Below are 21,963 nucleotides of genomic sequence, written 5' to 3'. Positions count from 1 at the left end.
GCGCCGGGGCCGGCGATACGTCGTCCGCTTTCCCGGGCCGCGGGTTTTGCCCGGGCACAGGCACGGGAAAGCGTCCCGGTGAACCGACGAACCCGCGGGGCAACAATTCTCCACATACCCGGGCGCGTCCGGTGAGCATCATGGCGGCAACGTCGATAAAGCGAAACCGGGGGCGCAATGCTGCATTTCGGATGGAAAGTGTCGGTCGCGGGGGCAATCATGTTCGCGTTGAGCGGGTGCACGAACCTGGTGGGTGTGCTGTATTGCGACAACTCGCAGGTCAACTTCCCGGACTATCACTGCTTTCAGCCGTACTAGCAGAGACGGGCGCGGCGACGGAGCGCCCGCCCGTCACGCGACGACCGGCAGCACCTCCACCGCATAACGGTGCCGAAGGCTGCGCCCGAGCACCGGATCGTGCAGTTCCATTTCGAACGCATCGCCGTCGCCCATCGCCGCGATCGCGCCATGCACGGCGACCGTGCCGCCATACATCGCGCAGCGCGCGGGCATCGTGCGGCGGTCGTCGAAGCGATGCCACAGCACGTCGGGCGCGAGCAGGCCGCTGACCGCGCCGTGCTGGTAGGCCGTGCGCTTGCCGTCGCGCGGGATCAGCCACGCACGCATCTCGATTGCATCCCAGTGATCCGCGACATCCGCATAAAGCCACGCGTCGCGACCGAGCGGCTTCGCGCACACCTGCTTCGACACCGCGACGCCGTAGGCTTCGACTTCGCGATCCGTATGGTCGGAGCCGACGGTCACGAGCGTGCCGGCCGGGCTGTCGACCAGCACGCATTCGATCTCGCCGCCCGAGCGCGCGCCGAGCACGCCGATCGACGGCGCCTGCGTGAGCAGCGCGGCCGACACGCGATAGAAGCAGGGCGTGGTCGACGGCGGCGCAACGCCGAGCGCCGCGAGTTCGTCGATATGCGCGCGGATCGCCGCCGAATCGCGGCCGGCCCAGCCGGCGATCACGACGCGCTCGATCTCGACGTCGACGGTGGCCGGTGCGGGGTGCCGGGAAATCACGTTGAACGACAGGGTTTGCATGCGGGTTTCCGTTTGAAGTCCGAAGGAAGGAAGCGACTCTCGGCGATGCTCAATCCGCGAGCGGCCGGTGCGCGGTTTCGCGCGCGACGAGGAGCGCGATCGACGTGACGACGAGCGCGGCGGCGACGTACAGCGACACGGCCGTCGTCGTGCCGGTCTGCCGGAACAGCGTGGCGATCACGAGCGGCGCGAAGCCGCCGCCGACGATGCCGGCGAGCGTGTACGCGAGCGACGAGCCCGCATAGCGCACGCGGGTCGGGAACTGCTCGGTCACGAACGCGCCCTGCGGGCCGTACATCACCGCGTGGATCACGAGGCCGATCGCGACGGCCGCGACGATCGCGCCCGGGCGCGCCGAATCGAGCATCGCGAAGAACACGAACGCCCACACGATCCCGGCGAGCGCGCCGGCGAGATAGACGGGCCGGCGGCCGAAGCGATCCGACAGCGCGCCGAAGAACGGCACCGCGAGCGCGTTGCAGGCCGTGCCGATCATCACGGCCGTCAGGGCGACGGGGCGCGACAGGTGCAGCACGGTCGTCACGTAGGTCAGCGTGAACACGACGATCAGCGCATACAGCACGTCCGAACCGATTCGCGAACCGCCGGCGATCAGCAGGCGCTTCCAGTGGTACTTCAGCACGTCCGCGACCGGCACCTCGGCGGTCGCGTGCGATTCGGCGAGCTGTTCGAACTGCGGCGTTTCGTCGACGCCGCGGCGCAGCCAGAAACCGAACACGACGAGCAGCGCGCTGGCCGCGAACGGCACGCGCCAGCCCCACGACAGGAAGTCCCCGGACGTGGTCGACAGCGTCACGAGCGCGATGCAGCCGGTGCCGAGCAGCGTGCCGAACGACGGGCCGATCTGCGTCCACGATGCGGACAACCCGCGCCGCTTCTGGTCGCCGTGCTCGACCGACAGCAGCACCGCGCCGGCCCATTCGCCGCCGAGCGCGACGCCCTGCACGAAGCGCAGCGCGACGAGCAGGATCGGGCTCAGGATGCCGGCCTGCGCATAAGTCGGCAGCGCCCCCATCAGCGCGGTCGTCACGCCCATCAGCACGAGCGTGAGCATCAGTACCGCGCGGCGGCCGATGCGGTCGCCGAGATTGCCGAACACGAAGCCGCCGAGCGGGCGCGACACGTAGCCGACCGCATAGGTCGAGAACGCGAGGATCGTGCCGGCGAGCGGATCGACCGACGGAAAGAACAGGTGGTTGAAGACGAGCGCGGCGAGCGTGTTGTAGATCGTGAAGTCGTACCACTCGAGTGACGTGCCGATCATGCTCGCGGTCGCGAGTCGGCTGTTGCGGACGCGGCGGGGCGCGTGGGCGGCGGGCTGGGCGAGAGTGCTCATGGTGTCGGGCATGTCGTGAGGGGAACGGGATGGAGCGCCGGGCCGATGCGCGGGCGTGCCGCGCGCATGCGATGCGGTCGGCGCGGGCGATCAGGCCGGCAGCGCGGCGGCGGCGGCAGGGTCGGTTTCGACGTCGCCGCGTGCCGCATGCAGCGGCGCGGCGGCACGCCACAGCAGCGCGAAGGTGCGCACGTCGTCGTGCCCGGCGAGCGTGGCGGCCACGCGGCGCGTCGCGGCCGCATCGCTGCCTTCGATCAGCACGAGCGCGTCGGCGGCCGGGCGGGCGGCCGCATCGGCGCCGATCGGCGCGGACAGGTCGGGCGCGGTGCGAAAGAGCCGTGCGGCGTGGATGCCCGGTTCGTGCAGCGCGTCGTCGAAGCGTTCGCGCAGGTGCGGCACGTCGATGCGATCCGGCGGCAGCACGAACAGCGCGAGATGCGCGCCTTCGCCGTCGCCGGCCTCGATCGTCAGTTCGCCGACGCGCCGCTGCGTGCCCGTCATGCGCTCGAAGTTCGCGAGCGACCATGCGGTCTGCTGCGTGAACGCTCGCCGGTACGCGTCGCCGTGGAACACGTCGAGCGCGTCCGTCACGTACAGCGCGAGGTACTTGCGCGGGCCGCGATCGGTTGCGCGAAAGCGCCGCGCATGCGTGAAGCCCGGAATCGCGACACGTTCCTGCATGTGCTCGCGGTCGTACCACGCGTTGAAATCGGCTTCGTGCGCGGGGTCGATATCCGTCCAGACGCAAAGCTGGCCGTGCGGAAGGGAAAAGCGGGTCATTGCGGGTTCCTCGTGACGGGGGCGTGTCAGGAACCGCAGTGTCCCGAAGACGGGCCGTGCCCGTCCAACAAGAAAACAAATTCGCGGTGAACAGGTTTTCTTATGAGCGGCGCGGGCGGCGTTTCGCGGGGGACGTGGCGGGCGGTGCGGATGGCGTCGTGCGTTTCGCTTTCGCCGGTGTCTTGGCTGTTGCCTTCGTCGCGGGGCGGGCGGGTGTATTGTCCGCGCGATCGGCCGTGGGCGGTGTCGGTGTCGCCGTCGTCGGCTTGGCGTGGCTTGCGGCGGCCGGCATCGCGCGCGCGACTTCGCTGGCCAGTTCCGCGATGCGCGCGGCCACCGGCAGGCCCTGGCTGCGGTACGACGCGACGAGCGGCAGCGCGGGGAATTCGGGTTCGACGTCGAGCAGCTCCAGCGCACCTTCGTGCAGCTCGCGCCCGATGATCGCGGGCGGCAACGCGGCCACGCCGAAGCCGTCGGCGACGAGGCGGATCATCGCGGCGACCGACGTGATGCAGTTGATGCTGGCCGGCCGCTCGACGGCCGCGAACAGCCGTTCGATCGTCGCGTGCGGCCCCGAGTGGCGCGAGAAGCTGATGATCGGGAATTCGGCCAGGCGCGCGACGTCGAGCGGCTGGCCGCCGAGCCCGAGGCGCGGGCTGGCCGCCCAGCGCACCGGGAATTCGCACAGCGGCAGGTTCGTGAAGTCGGGGCCCGGCACCGGGTCGGTCTGCAGGATCAGGTCGACGCCGTCGGTGCTGAGCAGGCGGATCAGGTGCAGCGTCGTGTCGCTCGTGATCTCGACGTCGAGGCGCGGATAGCGCTCGCGCAGTTGCGCCATCAGCGCGGGAAACCAGCTATGCACGATCGATTCGATCACGCCGATCCGGATCAGGCCCGCGTCGCTCGCCGCGTCGATGTCGCGCCGCATTTCGCCGTCGAGCCGCACGATCCGCTCCGCGTACGCGAGCATGCGGCGCCCGGCGGGCGTGAGCGTGGCCGAGCGCGTGTTGCGGTCGAACAGGCGCACGTCGAACGCTTCCTCGAGCGACGCGATGCGGCTCGACACGGCGGCCTGCGTCGTGTGGAGTTTTTCGGCCGTGAGCCGGAAATTTTCCAGCTTCGCGAGCCAGACGAAGGTTTCAAGAAACCGGATGTTCATCGAAGTCCGAAACGTGAGGCGGTGCCGGGCGGGGCGGCGGGACCGGTCGATGGTAGCGGATTTTCGGCGCCGGGAAACGAGCGGGCGGCGCGGTGCGCATCATGGGGGCGGACGGGCGGCGGCGTGCCGGCGGGCACGCACGACGCGCCTGGTGCAACGAAGGGTGACGCGGGCGGGGCGCCCGCGCGCATCAGAGCGTGTCGAACGCGAGCGTCGGCACGTCGACGACCATCGCGCCGCCGTCCGCGACGAGCGTCGCACCGGTCACGAACGACGCGTCCGGCGATGCGAGGAACGCGCACACGGCCGCGATCTCGTCCGGGTCGGCCGCGCGGCGCAGCGGCACGTCGGCGCTGACGCGCGCATACGCGCCGTCGAGCGTGTCGCCGTGCGCCGACATCAGCGGTTCCATCTCCGCATCGGCCATCGGCGTGCGGACCCAGCCGGGGCACACCGCGTTCGCCCGCACGCCGTGCGGCCCGTAGTCGCGCGCGAGCGACCGCGCGAGCCCGAGCAGCGCATGCTTGCCGACCGTGTAGCCGCACACGCCCGGCCCGGCTGCGAGCGCGGCGATCGATGCGACCAGCACGATGCTGCCGCGCTGCGCGATCAGGTCGGGCAGGCACGCGCGCGCGCTCACGAACGCGGTGTCGAGGTTCGCATGCATCGCGTCGCGCCACTGCGCGTCGTCGGTTTCGTCCGCGCGGCCGAGCCCGTGGCCGCCCGCGCATGCGACGAGCGCGTCGACGCGGCCGACGCGTTCGGCGATATGCGGCAGGAAGCGGGCCCAGTCGGTGGCGTTCGCGGCATCGCCGGCAAGCGCGAGGCCGCCCGTCTCGGCGGCCAGCGCGTCGAGCGGCGCCTGGCGCCGCCCGATCAGCACGACGCGGTCGCCGCCGCGTGCGAAGCGGCGCGCGCACGCGGCGCCGATGCCGGTGCCGGCGCCTGTGATTGCGATCGTGCGGGGGGGCGGGTGTGTCATGTCGTGCTCCGGAAAGGGGTGGTTTCCGGTCACTTTAGGCGGGGCCGGCGAGCGCCGGTATCAGCCGAAGGGATGAACGCGGGCGGCATCCGGAGCGGGCGACCGGAGGCGGGCGCGGGCCATTTTGCAAAGGCTGACGATGTCCGGCGCCGAATCGCACTATCCTCCACATTTTTGCGATAAGTCACGAAAGCCCGGCAGAATAGCGCGGGCGAGCCGCGTATCGACGCGCGGCGCATCGGCCGGCCGATTCCGTCGTGCGAGCGGAGCGGCGGGCCGGCGATCCCGGCACGCATGCGTTGCCTCTGCCGAACGATCGTGCCGCGACCACACAACATATCGCCCGGTTGCGCGCCCGCGCGCCGGCCATCGACAGGAACAGGGAGGGCCGGCAATGAGGCTGGACGACGAAAGGGAAAGCACGAACGTCGAGGATCGCCGTGGTGCCGGCGGGTTCGGCGGCGGGCGGGGCGCGACGATCGGCATCGGCACGATCGTGATCGCGTTCGCCGCGTCGTATTTCTTCGGGATCGACCCGCGCGTGGTGCTCGAAGGCGCATCGGCGCTGCAGGGCCGCCAGCAGCAGGCGCAGCCCGCGCCCACGCAGCGGCAGGGCGTGCCGGCGAACGATCCGGGCGCGGTGTTCACGCGCAAGGTGCTCGGCAATATCGAGCGCACGTGGACGGGCGTGTTCAATACCCAGCTGCATGCGCAATACCAGCCGCCGACGCTCGTGATGTTCACGAACTCGACCCCGACAGCATGCGGCACGGGCCAGACGGCGATGGGGCCGTTCTATTGCCCGGCCGACCGCAAGGTGTATATCGATCTCGGTTTCTACGACGAGCTGCGCCGGCGTTTCGGCGCGGGCGGCGATTTCGCGCAGGCTTACGTGGTCGCGCACGAAGTCGGCCATCACGTGCAGAACCTGCTCGGCATTTCCGACAAGGTCGACGCCGCGCGCCGGCGGGCGAGCCAGGCGCACTCGAACGCGCTGTCGGTACGGATGGAGCTGCAGGCCGACTGCTTCGCCGGCGTGTGGGCGAACAATGCGCAGCGCGCGAACCAGCGGCTGATCGAACCCGGCGATTTCGAGCAGGGGCTGAAGGCGGCCGCCGCGATCGGCGACGACCGGCTGCAGCAGCAAGGGCAGGGTTACGTGGTGCCGGAGAGCTTCACGCACGGCACCAGCGACCAGCGCGTGTACTGGCTGCGGCGCGGGATGGAATCGGGCGAGCTGAGCGCCTGCGACACGTTCGCGTCGAACGCGCGCTGACACGCGGCGCGCGCGTCGTCGCGCGCCTGTGTCGTCCTGGCTGCACGGGCTGCATCGGCTGCACCGGTCGCATCAGCCACACCGGCTACACCGGCTACACCAGCCACACCAGCCACACCAGCCACACCAGCCACACCAGCCACACCAGCCACACCAGCCACACCAGCCGCACCAGCCGCCGCCGCCAAACCGGGACGATTTGCCGATTTGTGCTCACCGGCACTTTTCGGCGCCGATAGGCTGGCCCGAACTTCGATTTTCGAGACGTTCGCGCCGCCAGCCGATTCCACCATGCCGCTCCCAACCGTTCCCGCCGACCCGGCCTCCGACGACTGGCCACGCGCGCTGCGCGCGTGCGTGGATGCGTTCGACGCGTTCGCGAGCCCGTCCGCGATCGTGTTCTACCGGCTCGACCAGAGCGGCGAGCCGGCCGATTTCGAGCTGTTCGGGATGCCGGAATCGATGCATCGCACCTATGTCGCACGCTACAGGATGCTCGATCCGCTGCATCCGTCGCGCTGCGCGGCGGGCGAACGCGCGGTCGTCACGCTCGCGTCGCAATTGCCTGACGAAAGACGCGACGCGTCCGCGTACTGGACCCGTTTCCTGCGGCGCCACGACGTGGCCGACGTCGTCGAGATCTGGCTGCGCGACGCGGGCCGGACGGTCGGCGCGTTCTCGCTGTTGCGCTTCGGGGCCGGCAACGCCACGGCCGGGCGGTTCGCACCCGGCGAGATCGATGCGCTCGCGCGGCTACAGCCGGTTGCCGAAGCCGCGCTGAGCCCGCTGCTGCGCGCGCGGCGCGGGATCCACCGGATCGGCTGCGAGGAGCGGCTGACCTATCGCGAGGAGCAGATCGCGCGCCTCGTGCGCGACGGCCGCTCGAACAAGGAGATCGCGCGCGATCTCGCGCTCGGCCAGCCGACCGTCAAGACGCACCTGATGCGCATGTACCGCAAGCTCGGCGTGTCGAACCGCACCGAACTGGTGGGCGCGCTGTTCCTGTAATTCATCGGATAATTGCGGCCCGGACTTCGAACCTTCGCGATCGCCGATTCATGAATTCCCACGCCAAAGCGCTGCTGGCCATGCACGATCGTCGTTTCGATAACAATCAAAGGGCCGCGAACATGGACGTCGCAATCATTGCCGCTTCGCTGGTGGTCATCGCCTTGAGCATTGCGCTACCGATCTTCATCATCAGAACCGTGCGAAGCGGGACTTACGACTCGCTGTATTTCCTGATCCCGCTTGCGCTCGGCATTTACTGGCTGGATTACCAGGCATACGATTTCCTGGCGTCGATGGGGCACGGTTTCAGAAACTAGCCTTTCAGTCCGTTCCCGTACCGGCTTTTCACCTCGCCTCGCCGCGCCTGACCTCCCGCGCGGTTCGGCCCCGCCGCCTTCTCCCCACGCGCTGCCAATTTGCGCTCACCGGGCGTGAACCCTCGTCGATACAGTGATCCGACGCCCGCGTGCCTCACACGCACGCGGTCCAGCCACGACAATCCTCGAGACGCCCATGAGCACCACGACCTTCGTCGCCGTCAGCGACACCGTGCGCACTTTCGTTGCGCGCGATTTCGGCCTCTTCATCGACGGCGAAATGCAGCCCGCCCACGCGGCCGCGCGACTCGACGTGTACGACCCCGCGACGGGCGAGCGGCTCGCGACGGTTGCGGACGCCGACGAACGCGACGTCGACCGCGCGGTCGCCAGCGCGAAGCACGCGTTCGACACCCGCATGTGGAGCGGCCTGCGCCCGGCCGACCGCGAACGCATCCTGCTGAAACTCGCCGACCTGATCGAGGCCGACGCCGAAACGCTCGCGCAGCTCGAAACGCTGAACCAGGGCAAGTCGATTCACGTGTCGCGCGCGATCGAGGTCGGCGCGAGCGTCGAATACGTGCGCTACATGGCCGGCTGGGCGACCAAGATCACCGGCCAGACGCTCGACGTGTCGATCCCGTTTCCGCCCGGCGCGCGTTATACGGCCTATACGCGCAAGGAGCCGGTCGGCGTGGTCGCCGCGATCGTGCCGTGGAATTTCCCGCTGATGATCGCGGTGTGGAAGCTGATCCCCGCGCTCGCGGCCGGCTGCACGATCGTGCTGAAGCCGTCGCCGGAAACGCCGCTCACCGCGCTGCGCCTGGCCGAGCTCGCACGCGAAGCCGGCGTGCCGCCCGGCGTGTTCAACGTCGTCACCGGCGGCCGCGTATGCGGCGCCGCGCTCGCGAGCCACCCGTCGATCGCGAAGATCTCGTTCACGGGCTCGACCGCGACCGGCAAGCTGGTCGGCGCGGCAGCCGTGCAGAACATGACGCGCTTCTCGCTCGAGCTCGGCGGCAAGAACCCGATCGTGATGCTCGACGACGTCGACGTCGCACAGGCGCTCGACGGCGTCGCCGCCGGCGCGTTTTTCAACCAGGGGCAGGTGTGCGCGGCCGCGTCGCGCATCTATGTGCACCGCAGCAAGTTCGCGCAGCTTGCCGACGGCCTCGCAGGCGTCGCACAGTCGATGAAGCTTGGCGCGGGACTCGACACGACCGCGCAGATCAACCCGCTGGTCTCCGCGCACCATCGCGACAAGGTCGTCCAGCACATCGAGGGCGCGCGCCGCGCGGGCCTGACGTTCCTCGCGGGCGGCACGCCGGCCGACGACCTGCCCGGCTACTACGTGAAGCCGGCCGTGATCGCCGATCCGCATCCGGACAGCGCGATCGTGCGCGACGAAGTGTTCGGCCCGGTGATCGTCGTCGTGCCGTTCGACGATGCGGCCGACGCGGTGCGTCTCGCGAACGCGTCGCCGTACGGCCTCGCCGCGAGCATCTGGAGCAACGACCTGAAGCGCGTGATGAACCTCGTGCCGCAGATCGAGGCCGGCACCGTGTGGGTGAACTGCCATATCCCGCTCGATCCGTCGATGCCGTTCGGCGGCTACAAGCAATCGGGCATCGGCCGGGAGTTCGGCCAGTACGCGATCGAAGGCTTCACCGAAACCAAATCCGTCTGCATCGCGCACTGACGCGCGGCATCAACCTCGAACCCTGAACCCGGACGACCCAGGTTCAAACGATCCGACCGTGGAGACTGCAATGAGCTACAACGAAGCAAAATTCTGGCACCCGATGCTGCACCCGAACGAGATGAAGCAGCGCAAGCCGATCCGCATCGTGCGCGGCGACGGCTGCTACGTGTTCGACGAACAGGGGCGCAAGCTCGTCGACGGCGTCGCGGGCCTGTGGAACGTGAACGTCGGCCACAACCGCCAGGAAGTGAAGGACGCGATCGTGCGCCAGCTCGACGAGCTCGAATACTTCCAGCTGTTCGACGGGATCTCGCATCCGCGCGCGGAAGAGCTGTCGAAGAAGGTGATCGACCTGCTCGAACCGGAAGGGATGCGCCGCGTGCTGTACAGCTCGGGCGGCTCCGATTCGATCGAGACCGCGCTGAAGATCGCGCGCCAGTACTGGAAGGTGCGCGGCCAGGCCGACCGCACGAAGTTCATCTCGCTGAAGCAGGGTTATCACGGCACGCACTTCGGCGGCGCGTCGGTGAACGGCAACACGGTGTTCCGTCGCAACTACGAGCCGAACCTGCCGGGCTGCTTTCACGTCGAGACGCCGTGGCTGTACCGCAACCCGTTCACGCAGGACCCCGAAGAACTCGGCCGGATCTGCGCGGAAATGCTGGAGCGCGAGATCCAGTTCCAGAGCCCGGACACGGTGGCCGCATTCATCGCGGAGCCGATCCAGGGCGCGGGCGGCGTGATCGTGCCGCCGGCCAACTACTGGCCGCTCGTGCGCGAGGTGTGCGACCGTTACGGCGTCCTGCTGATCGCCGATGAAGTGGTGACGGGCTTCGGCCGCAGCGGCAGCATGTTCGGCAGCCGCGGCTGGGGCGTGCGCCCGGACATCATGTGTCTCGCGAAGGGGATCTCGTCGGGCTACGTGCCGCTCGGCGCGACGGTCGTGAACGCGCGGATCGAGGACGCGTTCGCCGCGAACGCCGATTTCGGCGGCGCGATCATGCACGGCTACACGTATGCGGGCCACCCGGTTGCATGCGCGGCCGCGATCGCGAGCCTCGACATCGTCGTGAAGGAAGACCTGCCGGCGAATGCGGCGAAGCAGGGCGCGTATCTGCTCGAAGCGCTGCAGCCGTTCGCGGAACGTTTCGCGGCGGTCGGCGAGGTGCGCGGCAAGGGGCTGATGCTCGCGCTCGACCTCGTCGCGAACAAGGACACGCGCGAGCCGATCGACCCGCTGTCCGGCTACGCGAACGCGGTCGCGGAAGTCGCGCGCGAGAATGGCGTGCTGGTGCGTCCGGTCGGCACGAAGATCATCCTGTCGCCGCCGCTCGTGATCCAGCGCGAGCAGCTCGACCGGATCGTCGACGCGCTTGCGGCGGGCTTCGAGGCCGTGCCGTTCGCGTGACGGCGTGATCGCGTGACGGCACACCGGCGGCGGGCAGCGCGGCCGCCGCCGGTTTGCCGATTTGCGCTATGACCGGATTATTTTGCCTGCGTATTTTTTCGACATCGGATCAAGGTGTGATCGACAGGGGGCCCGGGAATCGAAGCGCTGAAGCGCCGCCCCGGGCCGACCGCAAAGCATGGGGCCCCGATAGCTGCCGGAGCGCAGGTTCGGGCCCGTTCAGGAAGGAGACGAAGATGTCGGGATGGTCAGGAATTACCGGCGCCGCGGGCGGCGAGCCCGCCGGCACGCCGGCCGAGGCAGGCGGCGGCACGGCGCTGAAGGCGGGTGCGGTCGGCTTTCCGACCGCGCTGGCGAGCGCCGTCGGCCTCATCATGGCAAGCCCGGTGATTCTCACCGCGACGTCGGGCTTCGGGATGGGCGGCTGGGCGTTCGCGGTCGCGATGATCATCGCGTTCGTGATGATGCAGGCGCAGGCGACCACGTTCTCGGAAGCCGCCGCGATGCTGCCGACGGCCGGCTCGGTTTACGATTACCTGTCGTGCGGGCTCGGCCGCTTCTGGGCGATCACCGGCACGATCTCCGCGTATTTCCTCGTGCACGTGTTCGCCGGCACGGCGGAAACGATCCTGAGCGGCATCATGGCGCTCGTCAATTTCGAATCGCTGAATGCCGCGTTCGAGAAGCACAACAGCTCGTGGCTCGTCGGCGTCGGCCTCGTGGTCACGTTCGCGATCACCAACATCATCGGCATCAAGGTGTTCAGCAAGCTCGAGATCGTGCTGACGGCCGGCATGTGGCTGTCGTTGATGATCTTCGGCATCCTCGGCCTCGCGGCCGCGCCGGCCGTGCATCTCGACGGCTGGTTCGGCGGCTCGGAAGTCGGCACGTCGGTGCCGGCCGTGCTGTCGCTCGTCGGGATGGCGATGTTCATGTTCGTCGGCTGCGAGTTCGTCACGCCGCTCGCGCCGGAAATGAAGGCGCCGGGCAAGACGATTCCGCGCGCGATGGCGCTCGGCCTCGTCGGCGTCGCGATCTGCATGTTCCTGTACGGCGCGGCGATCCGCCGTCAGGTCGCGAACGTGCCCGTGAGCCCCGACGGCCTCACGCACCTGCTCGACACGCCGGGCGCGATTCCCGCGTTCGCGCTGCAGGTGCTTGGGCCCTTCGGCCGCATCTGGTTCGGCATCGCGTTCCTGTGCGCGGGCGCCGCGACGATCAACACGCTGATGGCCGGGCTGCCGCGCATCCTGTACGGGATGGCGATCGACGGTGCGCTGCCGCGCTGCTTCGCGTACCTGCATCCGCGCTTCAAGACGCCGGTGGTCGGCATCGTCGCGGCGGCAATCGTGCCGATCTTCCACGCGTGGCTGATCAACGGCAATCTCGACAGCATCCTGCACCTCGTGCTCGCGGCGACCTGCGCGTGGGGCACCGCGTACCTGCTCGTCACCGCGTCGGTCGTGATGCTGCGGATTCGCCGCCCGGACCTGCCGCGCCCGTACCGTTCGCCGCTGTTCCCGCTGCCGCAGATCGTGTCGAGCGTCGGCATCGTGCTCGCGATCTGGTACATCACGCCGCCGGGCATGAACGCGCGCGACATCTACGTGCCGTTCGGCGCGATGCTCGGGCTCACCGCGCTGTACGCGCTGTTCTGGACGCTCGTCGTGCAGCGCCGGCATCCGTTCAAGCCGGTGCCGGTGGAAGAAGTGCTGCGCAACGAGCACGTCGCGTCGTGAAGGCTGCGCTCGCCCGCTGGCGCGCGGCGCCCGATGCGCCGCCGCCCGGCCATCGGCCCGGCGCGATCGCCGCGCGCGTGCTCGCCGATCTGGGCGCCGCGCGCGATGCCGACGGGGGCGGTGGTCTGACGGCCCGATTGCCGAACGGCGTGCGCGTGGGCATCGACGAGCGCGTCGATCGCCAGTTCCTGATGCATACGGTCAGCGTGAAGGTGGCGGCCACCGCATGCGGCCCGGCCGTGCAGGGCCGCGCGCGGGTGACGCAGACCGGCTGGCTGCGCCGCACGGGCATCGACGCGGTGGCCGAGCCGGGATGCGACCCCGGATTCGTCGACACGGTGGCCGCGCTGGTCGCCGAGCCGTCGCTGGCCGGCGCGCTGCGGCCGCTGCACCTGACCGACTGCGCGATCGACGCGCGCGACGGCCGCTGGACGCTCGCGATCGTGCCGTTTGGCGGCAGCGAGGTCGTGAACCGGATGCCGTCGTTCCGCCGCTACGTTCGCCTGACGGGCGAGCAGGCCGCCGCGCTGTCGGCGGCGTGTCTTGCGTTCGAAACCGCACTACGCAGGATTTTGCACGGGTAAGCTGTGGCGTTGCGCGCCGGGGGAACCTGGCGGCCGCGTTTAGGGGTTTTACCGGAGATGCCGATGCTGTTCCAGTCACGCTCACACGAAGACGTGCACGATCACGGGCTCGCGATCGCGGGCTGGCATCAGGTCTACCGCCAGATGACGCCGGGCCGCTTCAAGGGCACCGTGACGCAGGTGCTGTACGACGATTTCCACTTCTTCCGCGAGACGACCAACCGGCGCGTCGCGCAAACCGGGCTCGCGCCGGCCGGGCGCACGTCGCTCGCGGTGCCGCTGTCGGTGCCGCTCGCGGGCACGTTCCAGGGCCAGCCCGTCGACGGCTATGCGCTGCTCGCGCTGCGCGCCGGCGAGGATTTCGAATTCCACACGCCGGAAGGGATGGGGCTCGTCGGGATCAGTGCGGCGTCCGACATGGTCGACGAGCTGTGCGAAGCCGAATTCGGTGCATCCGGCGCGCGCAAGCTGCGCCACGTGACGCGGCTGTCCGACGAGCAGGGCGTCGCGCTCGGCGTGCGGCTGTCGTCGTTGATCGACGATGCGCAGCGCAACCCCGGCCACCTCGAATACGCGGCCACCCGCAAGATGTTTCGCGACGCGATGCTCGGCATGTTCCTCGACGCGCTCGAGCAGGGCATCGGCGTCGAGCGCCGCGACATCACGCACGCCACCTACAGCGACATCGTGAGCCGTTGCGAGAAGCATCTGCGCGACCGCCCCGAGGAACCCGTCACCGTGCTCGAACTGTGCCGCGCGCTGCGTTGCAGCCGCCGCACGCTGCAGACGAGCTTTCAACGCGTGGCCGACGTCACGCCGGTCGGCTATCTGCGCACGATCCGGCTGAACGCGGTGCGCCGCATGCTGCGCACGACATCCGTGCAGCAGCTCGGCGTCGGCGAGGCCGCCGCGAGCTGGGGGTTCACGCACCTCGGTTATTTCGCGCGCGAGTATCGCGACCTGTTCGGCGAGCTGCCTTCCCAGACGACGCGTCCCGAATGACGCACGCGCACCGCGACGGCGCCGCCGGGCAACGTCGCGGGCCATGCGCGCCACGGTTTGCCGATTTGCGATAGAGGTCCTGAATTTTCGCTGGATAGAGTCCTGTCACCCATATCGACAACCCCATCGATCTGCACTGCGTATCGATGACAACAGAGGGGCGGGACATGAGAATCGGAAGACGACTGGCCGCGGCCGCGGCCACGCTCGGGTGCATGCACGCACACGCGCAGACCTCCGGCAGCGTGACGCTGTACGGCACCGTGGACACCGGCATCATCTACTCGACAAACCAGCAGTTCACGCGCGCCGACGGCAGCACGGGCGGCGGCCATGCGTGGCAGATGGGCGGCGGCAACCTCGTGCCGTCGCGCTTCGGTTTCCAGGGGGCCGAGCCGCTCGGCGGCGGGCTCGACGCGGTATTCACGCTCGAGCAGCAGTTCCTGTCCGCGAACGGGCAGGCGCTGCAGGGCGGCACCGCGTTCAGCCGGCAGGCGTGGGTCGGGCTGCGCCAGGACGGGATCGGCACGCTCGGCCTCGGCCGCCAATACGACTCGTACACGGACATGCTCGGCGCGTATGTGTCGAGCAACAACTGGGCGACACCGTACGGCTCGCACCTCGGCGACGTCGACAACCTGAACGCCGCATTCAACTTCAACAACGCGGTGAAGTTCACCAGCGCCGATTTCAACGGCTTCACGTTCGGCGGCACGTTCAGCTTCGGCGGGCAGGCCGGCGATTTCTCCGCGAAGCGCGGCTATGCGGTGGCCGCGACGTACACGCGCGCGCCGGTGGCGTTCTCGGTCGGCTACCTCGACCTGCACCAGCCGCTCGACGCGGCGCTCGGCGGCGCGAGCGGCTATATCGGCGATTTCGCGTGCAGCAACCCGGGCGCGATGTACTGCCTGCTGCAGGATGCCGGCTCGATGCGCGCGTTCGGTGCGGGCGGGTCGGTCACGTTCGGCGCGGCGACGATCGCGCTTACCTATACGCATACGCGCCTCGGCGACAGCCGCTACTTCTCGACCACCGCGCAGCCGCGCACGCAGGCGTTCACGTTCGACATCGGCGAGCTGAACGTCACGTACCTGTTCACGCCGGCGCTGCAGGGCGGCATCGCGTACATCTTCAACGCGGCCCATACCGACGGGCGCGGCACGACGCGCTTTCATCAGGTGAATGTCGGCACGAACTACAGCCTGTCGAAGCGCACGGCGCTGTACGCGGTCGCGATCGGTCAGATCGCCAGCGGGACGGGGCTCGGCACCGACGCGAACGGCAACGCGGTGAACTACGCGCAGATTCCGGTGCTCGCGAACAGCAACTCGAGCCGGCAGCTGGCGGTGATGGCCGGGATCCGCGTGAATTTCTGACCGGGGCGGAGGCACGGAGCGGCAGGCGGGGCGGGGCAGCCGGGCACGGCGGCGGCCGTTCCCGCCGCGTGCCATAAATTCGTAACGATCGGCGTGAACAATGGCGTTCGCTTCAGGCGGCCAGAAGCGTCGCTCGCGTTGCACACGTGTGCAACGCCTGGCCGTCCCGCCACCACGCCGAATGAGAGAGACCTCATGACCTTGCTGAGCCGCCTGCGCGCGCTGTCCGCCGCCGTTGCGCTGTCCCTTGCCGCCTCGCACGCCTTCGCGGCGGATCTCGTCATCGCGGGCCGCGACGACATCTACGGCAAGGGGCTGGCCGACGCCGTCGCCGGCTTCAACAAGCTGCACCCGGGCACCGAGATCGAATTGCTCAAGCTGCCGAACGCGAACCTGTACCAGAAGCTCAAGCTGTCGATGCGCGAAGGTACGGGCGCGTACGACCTCGTGATGATGGACGACACGTGGGCGCCCGAATTCATCGGCAACGGCTGGCTGAAGCCGCTGCCGGCATCGCTCGCCGACGCCGACCTCGTGCCGTCCGCCGTCGCGCTCGGCCGCAACGCGGCCGGTGCGCTGTATGCGCTGCCGATCGTCGGCAACGTCGAGATGTTCGCGTACCGCAAGGACCTGCTCGCGAAATACAAGCTGCAGCCGCCGCGCAACTGGGACGACGTGCTGAAGATCGCGCAGACCGTCGGCGGCGCGGACAAGAGTGTGTCGGGTGTCGTGTTCCGCGGCACGAAGGGCAACCCGGTCGTGACGGGCTTCCTGCCGATCCTGTGGGCCTACGGCGGCGACGTGTTCGACCGTGCCGGCAACGTGACGATCGATTCGCGCGAGGCGCAGGCCGCGCTGAAGACCTTTCTCGCGCTGAAGGCGTCCGCGCCGAAGGACGTCGACGTCTACGGCGCGGCGGAAGTGCGCGACGCGCTGCAGCGCGGCACGGCCGCGCAGTCGATCGAAGTGTGGCCGGCGTGGGTGCCGGCCCTCGACGATCCGAAGCAGTCGCGCGTGGTCGGGCAGATCGCGCTGCAGCCGCCGCCCGGGCAGACCGCCGGCCCGGCGCCGATGCTCGGCATCTGGCAGATGGGCATTCCGAAGGACGCGCCGCACGCGAAGCTCGCGCAGGACTTCCTCGCATACCTGACCAACCGCGACACGCAGACGCGCCTCGCCGGCATCGGCATTCCGCCGACCCGCCGCAGCGTGTTCAACGATCCGGCGCTGGTGCGCCAGTATCGCTGGTATCCAGATCAGCTGAAGGCGCTCGAGGCCGGCCGTGCGCGGCCGCGCGTGAAGGACTGGCAGCAGGTCGAGAGCATTCTCGGCGACCAGTTGCAGCTCGCGCTGACGGGGCAGGCCGCGCCCGACGCCGCGCTGCGCCAGGCGCAGCAGAAGATCGCGCAGGCGACGGCCGCGGCCGGCAAGTGACGGCGCACCTCGCGATGTCGTCCAGAACCCGCGCATGAAAGCCTTTGGCCGCAGCCTGCCGTTCGTCGCGCTGCTCGGGCCCGCGCTGCTGGTGCTCGCCGCGCTCGCGCTGTATCCGGTCGTGCAGGTGCTGATCGATTCGTTCTGCCACGTCGACTACTCGGCCGGCCGCCGCGCGTTCGCGGGGCTCGCGAACTATCGCGCGGTGCTCGGCGACGACGCGTTCACGGCCGGCTTCGGCAACACGCTGCGCTTCACGATCGTCGCGTCGCTCGCCGAAGTCGCGCTGGGTTTCGGCCTTGCGCTGCTGTTCGTGCGCGCGTTTCCGGGGCGGCGCATCGCGCTGCCGCTCGCGATCCTGCCGATGATGCTGTCCACGCTCGTGTGCTCGGCGATCTGGCGCAACTGGCTCAACTTCGACGGCTTCCTGAACGCGCTCCTCGCGGCGTTCGGCGTCGAAGGCGTGCGCTGGCTGTCCGATCCGCATCTCGCGTTGTGGTCGCTCGCGCTCGTCGACGTATGGCAGTGGACGCCGATGGCCTTCCTGATCGTGCTGGCCGGGTTGCAGTCGATCCCGCAGGAACTGTACGAAGCCGCGCGCACCGACGGCGCGAGCGAGTGGCAGTGCCTGCGCGACATCACGCTGCCGCTCGCGGCGCCGCAGATCGGCCTCGCGCTGCTGCTGCGCTCGGTCGACACGTTCAAGCTGTTTGACAAGGTCTATGCGCTGACGGGCGGCGGCCCCGGCAACGCGACGCAGACGCTGTCGACCTATATCTACGACACGGGCTTCCGCTTCTTCAACGTCGGGCCGGCGAGCGCCGCGTCGGTGCTGATGCTCGCGGCGTCCGCGCTGCTGGTCTCGGGGTACGTATGGCAGACGGTTCGCAAGCGGCGCGCATGACGGCGCAATCCACAGGCATTTCGCGCACGCGCACGGACGCCGCATTCGGCCGCGCGCTGCCGTGGGCGCTGCGCATCGCCGCGCTCGCGCTGTTGCTGCTGCCGTGCCTGTGGATGGCCGGCGCGGCCTTCATGCCGACGCTCGAACGTCTCGATCATCCGCTGCGGATCTGGCCGGCCGCGCCGACCTTCGCGCATTTCGCATCGGTATGGTCCAACGGCATCGGCGCGCCCCTCTTCAATTCATTGCTGGTCGGCTTCGGCACGACGCTGCTCGCGCTGGCGCTCGCGTTTCCGGCCGCGTACGCGCTCGTGCGGCTGCGCTTTCCGGCGCGGCTCGACCTGCTGTTCCTGATGCTCGTGCTCGCGTTGAAGCTGATGCCGCCGATCACGATCGCGGTGCCGCTGTTCGCGCTCGCGAAACGGCTGCACCTGCTCGATTCGACGCCCGGCCTGATGCTCGCGTATCAGATCTATGCGCTGCCGATGGCGATCTGGATGCTGCTCGCGTTCGTGCGCGACGTGCCGATCGAATACGAGGAAGCGGCCTGCATCGACGGCGCGGGGCTGGCTCGACGGCTCGTGCAGATCGTGCTGCCGCTGTGCGCGCCGGGCCTGATCGCGACCGCGATCTTCGTGTTCATCGCCGCTTGGAACGAATTCCTGATCGCGCTGCTGTTCGTGTCGACGCCGAGCCGCTTCACGTTGCCGCTCGCGATTGCCGGCTACGTGACGGAGAACGGGATCGACTGGGGCGACCTGATGAGCGCGGGGCTGATGGCGTCGCTGCCCACGCTGGCCGTGGCCGGCTATGTGCAGCGTTACCTGCTGCGCGGATTCGCGGGCGGGTTGAAGTGACGCCGATGCAGGGCGGCGGTGCGCCGCGCGGCAGGCACCGCTGCGCACTCGTGCCTGTCATGCAACCCGTTGGCGCACGCGTGCGCATCGCACGTCGCTACGCCGGACGGCCGGCGCAGCTGTGACGAACGACGCAGGTCACCGGCACGACCCGCGTGCGCGATGCGCCGGCGAACGCCTGCATCCGCTCGGCGAGCATGTCGACGGCCGCGTTCGCGAGGCCTTGCGTATCCTGACGGAGCGTCGTCAGCGCATAGCCGTCGAATGCGGCGGCAGGAATGTCGTCGAAGCCGATGACGCGCAAGTCTTCCGGCACGCGCAGCCCGAACTGCTGGCGCGCGGTGTCGATCAAGCCCAACGCGAGCAAGTCGGACGAGCAGAACACGCCGTCCGGAACGGTGTCGCCGGACAGCAGATGCCGTGCCGCTTCGACACCGCATGCGTATGTGTCGGACGGCGTGTCCTGAATCCGTACGTTTGCAGCGCGAGCGGTATCGCCGTGACGACGCAGCGCTTCGACGAACGCAGCGGCACGCGCGTTCGCACTGTAGCTCGCGTTGCGCGGCCCGACGAACGCAACCCGGCGCGCGCCTGCCTGCGCGAGCATTCGCGCGGCATGCGCGGCGCCGGCCGCGTTGTCGCTGACGACGATATCCGCGCCCGGCAGGTTCGCGTCGCGGTTGATCATCACGACCGGGATCCGGTGTTCGAGATACTGCTGCGCGACCGACAGCGGCGGCGACGCGGACGTCATCACGAGGCCCGCGATCCGGTAGCTGAGCAACTGTTCGAGCGATTGCCGGACCTGGCGCGGGTCTTCCGCATTGGTCACGAGCGGCGTGAGCGTGCGTTGCCCGAGCGCGGCCATCAGGTCCGACAGCAGCCGCGCGCGAAACGGATTCTCGAACCCGGCCGTCACGACGCCGATCATGCTGCTGCGCTGCGTGATCATGTCGCGCGCGATCAGGTTGACCTGGTAGCCGAGCGCGCGCGCGGCGACCATCACGCGCTCACGGGTTTGCGGTGCGATGCTCGCCGTCGGCGAGAATGCACGCGACACCGCGGAGCGCGAGACGCCGGCGCGCGCCGCGACATCCGACGCCGTCACCCACGGTTTTCTTTCCTTGTCATTCATCGATTCATGATTCCTTCGAGCCACGATACGTGCACGCCGCCTGCCGACTGGATGTCGGCGCTCGACGACGCGCGCCCGCTGCATACGCTGACCCTACCGGGCAGCCATGACACCTGTGCGTATACGGTCGACGATGCGCTCGTGCGCACCCAACGTGCGCCGCTCGATGCGCAGCTCGCGCACGGCGTGCGGCTGCTCGACATCCGCTGCCGGCACGAGCGTGACGCGTTCGACATCCATCACGGCGGTATCGCGCTCGGCATGACGTTCGACGACGTGCTGGCCGATTGCATGCGTTTTCTCGACGAACATCCGCGCGAATGCATCGTGATGTCGGTGAAGGACGAATGGCCGGCTCACGCGTGCACACGCAGTTTCGACGCGACGTTCGATGCGCATCGCGCGCGGCATCCTCGGCTGCGCTGGCATGCCGGCGGCACGCTGCCCGTGCTCGGCGACGTGCGCGGCGCGATCATGCTGCTGCGGCGCTTTCGCAGCAGCCGGCCGCTCGGCATCGACCTGACCGCGTGGCCCGACAACGCGACGTTCACGATCGATCATCCCGACGGCGCGTTCGTGATCCAGGACGAATATCGCGTGCCGGTGGCGGCGTCGATCGGCTGGAAGTGGCGTGCGATCGACGCGCTGCTGACGGACCTGCCGTCGCCGGACAGTGGCCGCTGGGCGATCAATTTCTGCAGCGGGACCGGCATGGGCGCGAATCCGTCGGTCGTTGCCCACGGCGACGGCCGGGTGCAGGGCATTCATGCGCGGCTGGCCGCACGGCTGCGCGAGCAGCGCGGCCCGTGCGGCGCGATGCTGCTCGATTTCTGCGATGACGACGATTGGGCGCTGGTGCGCGCGCTGATCGCGTGCAACGACCATGCGCCGGTGCCGGGTGCGTGGCGCAAGGCGTTCCGCTGTTAGCGAAGATGGGCGGTGAAGAATGCGAGCGCCTTGGCATCGAGCATCGTGTGGAATGCCGCGCGGTCGAATCCCTTCGCATCGGTGCAGACTTCAGGCGAGTCGTGCGCCAGTTGTTCGGGGCACGGCGCGAGAAACGCGAAGTGCGCGGAATTCGGCACGACGTGGAATTCCGGCCGTCGCGGCAGCAGGCCGGCCAGCGCGGGGGCCGAATCCGGCTCCACGCCGTCGCCGCCCGCTTCGGACGCCCAGAGCTGGATCGGCGCGTGCACGTCCTTCAGCGTTTCGGCGGTCGGGAATTCGTCGAGCGGGTCGGCGAGCACGTAGGCCTTGATCCTCGGATCGTGCGTCAGCGGTTGGCGCGGCAGGTCGTGGTCGCGGATCTGTTTGCAGATCGGCCAGGTCGGGTCCGGGCAGGCCACGCGCGCATGCACGAAATCCGGATTCGCGCCGGCCAGCACGAGGCCCGTATAGCCGCCGCGCGAGAAGCCGAAGAAGCCGATCCGCACGGGATCGACATGCGCGGCATCGGGCGCGTTGGCCAGCATGTAGTCGATCAGGCGCTTGATGTCCGCCGGCCGCTCGGCAAATTCCCGCAGGTCGGCCGCTTGGCTCATGTCGGCATGCGTGTCGCCGGGATGATTGATCGCCGCGACGACGAAGCCGGCGTCGGCGAGCGTTTCGGCGAGGTCGTGATGGCCGAAGTACGTGCCGGCGTGACCGTGCGAGATCACGACGAGCGGCAGCTTGCCGCCGACGGTCGGGCAGTCGCGTTGCCCTTTCAGCAGGAACGGGCCGATCGTGAGCGATTGCGCGGGTGTCGCGCAGGGCGTCCAGATGGCCGCGCGCAGCTCGGGGCCGGCCGCGTCGGCCGGGATGCTGACGAACTTGACGCCGGCCGCGTGCGCGAGCGTGGCGGACAGGCAGAGCAGGGCAGCCGATAGCCAGGCTTTCATGGTGCAT

Annotated in this window: 21 protein-coding genes; 14 read left to right on the top strand and 7 right to left on the bottom strand. The window is 69.2% G+C overall.

The window, feature by feature from the left end; all coding sequences use genetic code 11:
- Positions 1-177 precede the first annotated feature (177 nt).
- The gene (locus tag ACTJLD_RS21380) at positions 178-318 is read left to right on the top strand and encodes a hypothetical protein (protein WP_166741967.1); all 141 of its coding nucleotides are present in this window, start codon (positions 178-180) and stop codon (positions 316-318) included.
- Between the two features lie 33 nt (positions 319-351).
- Here ACTJLD_RS21380 and ACTJLD_RS21375 read toward each other — a convergent pair whose 3' ends face one another.
- From ACTJLD_RS21375 to ACTJLD_RS21355, 5 genes are all read right to left on the bottom strand, one after another.
- Positions 352-1,053, bottom strand: a complete 702-nt coding sequence (locus ACTJLD_RS21375) for a DUF2848 domain-containing protein (RefSeq protein ID WP_440659571.1) — start codon at positions 1,051-1,053, stop codon at positions 352-354.
- 49 nt (positions 1,054-1,102) lie between these two features.
- Positions 1,103-2,422 (bottom strand): MFS transporter, encoded by a 1,320-nt coding sequence (locus tag ACTJLD_RS21370; protein WP_027789470.1) that lies wholly within the window; start codon positions 2,420-2,422, stop codon positions 1,103-1,105.
- A 78-nt stretch (positions 2,423-2,500) separates the two neighbouring features.
- Entirely contained in the window at positions 2,501-3,190 is a 690-nt protein-coding gene (locus ACTJLD_RS21365) for a DUF4286 family protein (RefSeq protein WP_027789469.1), read from the bottom strand.
- A 100-nt stretch (positions 3,191-3,290) separates the two neighbouring features.
- Positions 3,291-4,349: a LysR family transcriptional regulator gene (locus tag ACTJLD_RS21360; protein ID WP_440659570.1), complete on the bottom strand. Its 1,059-nt coding sequence runs from the start codon at positions 4,347-4,349 to the stop codon at positions 3,291-3,293.
- 190 nt (positions 4,350-4,539) lie between these two features.
- Positions 4,540-5,331 carry an SDR family NAD(P)-dependent oxidoreductase gene (locus tag ACTJLD_RS21355; RefSeq protein ID WP_226178718.1) on the bottom strand — a complete coding sequence of 264 codons (792 nt, stop codon included), beginning with the start codon at positions 5,329-5,331 and terminating at the stop codon, positions 4,540-4,542.
- 394 nt (positions 5,332-5,725) lie between these two features.
- Here ACTJLD_RS21355 and ypfJ point away from each other — a divergent pair, with 394 nt between their 5' ends.
- From ypfJ to ACTJLD_RS21295, 12 genes are all read left to right on the top strand, one after another.
- Positions 5,726-6,607, top strand: a complete 882-nt coding sequence (ypfJ, locus tag ACTJLD_RS21350) for a KPN_02809 family neutral zinc metallopeptidase (RefSeq protein ID WP_060086311.1) — start codon at positions 5,726-5,728, stop codon at positions 6,605-6,607.
- Positions 6,608-6,898: 291 nt separating this feature from the next.
- Positions 6,899-7,615, top strand: a complete 717-nt coding sequence (locus tag ACTJLD_RS21345; protein WP_222211995.1) for a LuxR C-terminal-related transcriptional regulator — start codon at positions 6,899-6,901, stop codon at positions 7,613-7,615.
- Between the two features lie 50 nt (positions 7,616-7,665).
- Complete coding sequence (locus ACTJLD_RS21340; RefSeq protein ID WP_301825816.1) at positions 7,666-7,935, top strand: hypothetical protein; 270 nt, start codon at positions 7,666-7,668, stop codon at positions 7,933-7,935.
- Positions 7,936-8,131: 196 nt separating this feature from the next.
- Positions 8,132-9,634, top strand: coding sequence for an aldehyde dehydrogenase family protein (locus ACTJLD_RS21335; protein WP_440659569.1), 1,503 nt, complete (start codon positions 8,132-8,134; stop codon positions 9,632-9,634).
- Positions 9,635-9,704: 70 nt separating this feature from the next.
- A complete protein-coding gene (locus tag ACTJLD_RS21330; protein ID WP_027789462.1) occupies positions 9,705-11,045 on the top strand; it encodes an aspartate aminotransferase family protein in 1,341 nt (446 codons plus the stop codon).
- 236 nt (positions 11,046-11,281) lie between these two features.
- On the top strand, positions 11,282-12,784 hold the full coding sequence (locus ACTJLD_RS21325; protein WP_440659568.1) for an APC family permease: 1,503 nt from the start codon (positions 11,282-11,284) through the stop codon (positions 12,782-12,784).
- Positions 12,781-13,368: a DUF3156 family protein gene (locus ACTJLD_RS21320; protein WP_440659567.1), complete on the top strand. Its 588-nt coding sequence runs from the start codon at positions 12,781-12,783 to the stop codon at positions 13,366-13,368. The genes ACTJLD_RS21325 and ACTJLD_RS21320 overlap by 4 nt, the downstream gene beginning before the upstream one ends.
- A 63-nt stretch (positions 13,369-13,431) precedes the next feature.
- Positions 13,432-14,370 carry a helix-turn-helix domain-containing protein gene (locus ACTJLD_RS21315; protein ID WP_021163645.1) on the top strand — a complete coding sequence of 313 codons (939 nt, stop codon included), beginning with the start codon at positions 13,432-13,434 and terminating at the stop codon, positions 14,368-14,370.
- 167 nt (positions 14,371-14,537) lie between these two features.
- Complete coding sequence (locus tag ACTJLD_RS21310) at positions 14,538-15,746, top strand: porin (RefSeq protein ID WP_440659566.1); 1,209 nt, start codon at positions 14,538-14,540, stop codon at positions 15,744-15,746.
- A 195-nt stretch (positions 15,747-15,941) separates the two neighbouring features.
- Positions 15,942-17,180, top strand: a complete 1,239-nt coding sequence (locus tag ACTJLD_RS21305) for an ABC transporter substrate-binding protein (RefSeq protein ID WP_048022011.1) — start codon at positions 15,942-15,944, stop codon at positions 17,178-17,180.
- A 34-nt stretch (positions 17,181-17,214) separates the two neighbouring features.
- Entirely contained in the window at positions 17,215-18,084 is an 870-nt protein-coding gene (locus ACTJLD_RS21300; protein WP_440659565.1) for a carbohydrate ABC transporter permease, read from the top strand.
- A complete protein-coding gene (locus tag ACTJLD_RS21295; RefSeq protein WP_440659564.1) occupies positions 18,081-18,941 on the top strand; it encodes a carbohydrate ABC transporter permease in 861 nt (286 codons plus the stop codon). The genes ACTJLD_RS21300 and ACTJLD_RS21295 overlap by 4 nt, the downstream gene beginning before the upstream one ends.
- 97 nt (positions 18,942-19,038) lie before the next feature.
- On the opposite strand, the gene ACTJLD_RS21290 is transcribed toward ACTJLD_RS21295, so the two are convergent.
- Positions 19,039-20,076, bottom strand: a complete 1,038-nt coding sequence (locus ACTJLD_RS21290; protein WP_440659563.1) for a LacI family DNA-binding transcriptional regulator — start codon at positions 20,074-20,076, stop codon at positions 19,039-19,041.
- 6 nt (positions 20,077-20,082) lie between these two features.
- Here ACTJLD_RS21290 and ACTJLD_RS21285 point away from each other — a divergent pair, with 6 nt between their 5' ends.
- A complete protein-coding gene (locus ACTJLD_RS21285; RefSeq protein ID WP_322073211.1) occupies positions 20,083-21,003 on the top strand; it encodes a phosphatidylinositol-specific phospholipase C in 921 nt (306 codons plus the stop codon).
- Here ACTJLD_RS21285 and ACTJLD_RS21280 read toward each other — a convergent pair.
- The gene (locus tag ACTJLD_RS21280; RefSeq protein ID WP_440659562.1) at positions 21,000-21,956 is read right to left on the bottom strand and encodes an alpha/beta hydrolase family protein; all 957 of its coding nucleotides are present in this window, start codon (positions 21,954-21,956) and stop codon (positions 21,000-21,002) included. The two genes, ACTJLD_RS21285 and ACTJLD_RS21280, sit on opposite strands and share 4 nt — an antisense overlap.
- Between the last annotated feature and the right edge of the window lie 7 nt (positions 21,957-21,963).

The sequence above is a fragment of the Burkholderia sp. 22088 genome (assembly GCF_052045915.1).
Lineage (GTDB): Bacteria > Pseudomonadota > Gammaproteobacteria > Burkholderiales > Burkholderiaceae > Burkholderia > Burkholderia cepacia.
This window is presented reverse-complemented; position numbering and strand designations above follow the sequence as displayed.

Bases quoted from the DNA above. Each gene is read 5' to 3' on its own strand.
- ACTJLD_RS21380 (WP_166741967.1), top strand. From the start codon at position 178: ATGCTGCATTTCGGATGGAAAGTGTCGGTCGCGGGGGCAATCATGTTC.
- ACTJLD_RS21375 (WP_440659571.1), bottom strand. From the start codon at position 1,053: ATGCAAACCCTGTCGTTCAACGTGATTTCCCGGCACCCCGCACCGGCC.
- ACTJLD_RS21370 (WP_027789470.1), bottom strand. From the start codon at position 2,422: ATGCCCGACACCATGAGCACTCTCGCCCAGCCCGCCGCCCACGCGCCC.
- ACTJLD_RS21365 (WP_027789469.1), bottom strand. From the start codon at position 3,190: ATGACCCGCTTTTCCCTTCCGCACGGCCAGCTTTGCGTCTGGACGGAT.
- ACTJLD_RS21360 (WP_440659570.1), bottom strand. From the start codon at position 4,349: ATGAACATCCGGTTTCTTGAAACCTTCGTCTGGCTCGCGAAGCTGGAA.
- ACTJLD_RS21355 (WP_226178718.1), bottom strand. From the start codon at position 5,331: ATGACACACCCGCCCCCCCGCACGATCGCAATCACAGGCGCCGGCACC.
- ypfJ (WP_060086311.1), top strand. From the start codon at position 5,726: ATGAGGCTGGACGACGAAAGGGAAAGCACGAACGTCGAGGATCGCCGT.
- ACTJLD_RS21345 (WP_222211995.1), top strand. From the start codon at position 6,899: ATGCCGCTCCCAACCGTTCCCGCCGACCCGGCCTCCGACGACTGGCCA.
- ACTJLD_RS21340 (WP_301825816.1), top strand. From the start codon at position 7,666: ATGAATTCCCACGCCAAAGCGCTGCTGGCCATGCACGATCGTCGTTTC.
- ACTJLD_RS21335 (WP_440659569.1), top strand. From the start codon at position 8,132: ATGAGCACCACGACCTTCGTCGCCGTCAGCGACACCGTGCGCACTTTC.
- ACTJLD_RS21330 (WP_027789462.1), top strand. From the start codon at position 9,705: ATGAGCTACAACGAAGCAAAATTCTGGCACCCGATGCTGCACCCGAAC.
- ACTJLD_RS21325 (WP_440659568.1), top strand. From the start codon at position 11,282: ATGTCGGGATGGTCAGGAATTACCGGCGCCGCGGGCGGCGAGCCCGCC.
- ACTJLD_RS21315 (WP_021163645.1), top strand. From the start codon at position 13,432: ATGCTGTTCCAGTCACGCTCACACGAAGACGTGCACGATCACGGGCTC.
- ACTJLD_RS21310 (WP_440659566.1), top strand. From the start codon at position 14,538: ATGAGAATCGGAAGACGACTGGCCGCGGCCGCGGCCACGCTCGGGTGC.
- ACTJLD_RS21305 (WP_048022011.1), top strand. From the start codon at position 15,942: ATGACCTTGCTGAGCCGCCTGCGCGCGCTGTCCGCCGCCGTTGCGCTG.
- ACTJLD_RS21300 (WP_440659565.1), top strand. From the start codon at position 17,215: ATGAAAGCCTTTGGCCGCAGCCTGCCGTTCGTCGCGCTGCTCGGGCCC.
- ACTJLD_RS21295 (WP_440659564.1), top strand. From the start codon at position 18,081: ATGACGGCGCAATCCACAGGCATTTCGCGCACGCGCACGGACGCCGCA.
- ACTJLD_RS21290 (WP_440659563.1), bottom strand. From the start codon at position 20,076: ATGAATGACAAGGAAAGAAAACCGTGGGTGACGGCGTCGGATGTCGCG.
- ACTJLD_RS21285 (WP_322073211.1), top strand. From the start codon at position 20,083: ATGATTCCTTCGAGCCACGATACGTGCACGCCGCCTGCCGACTGGATG.
- ACTJLD_RS21280 (WP_440659562.1), bottom strand. From the start codon at position 21,956: ATGAAAGCCTGGCTATCGGCTGCCCTGCTCTGCCTGTCCGCCACGCTC.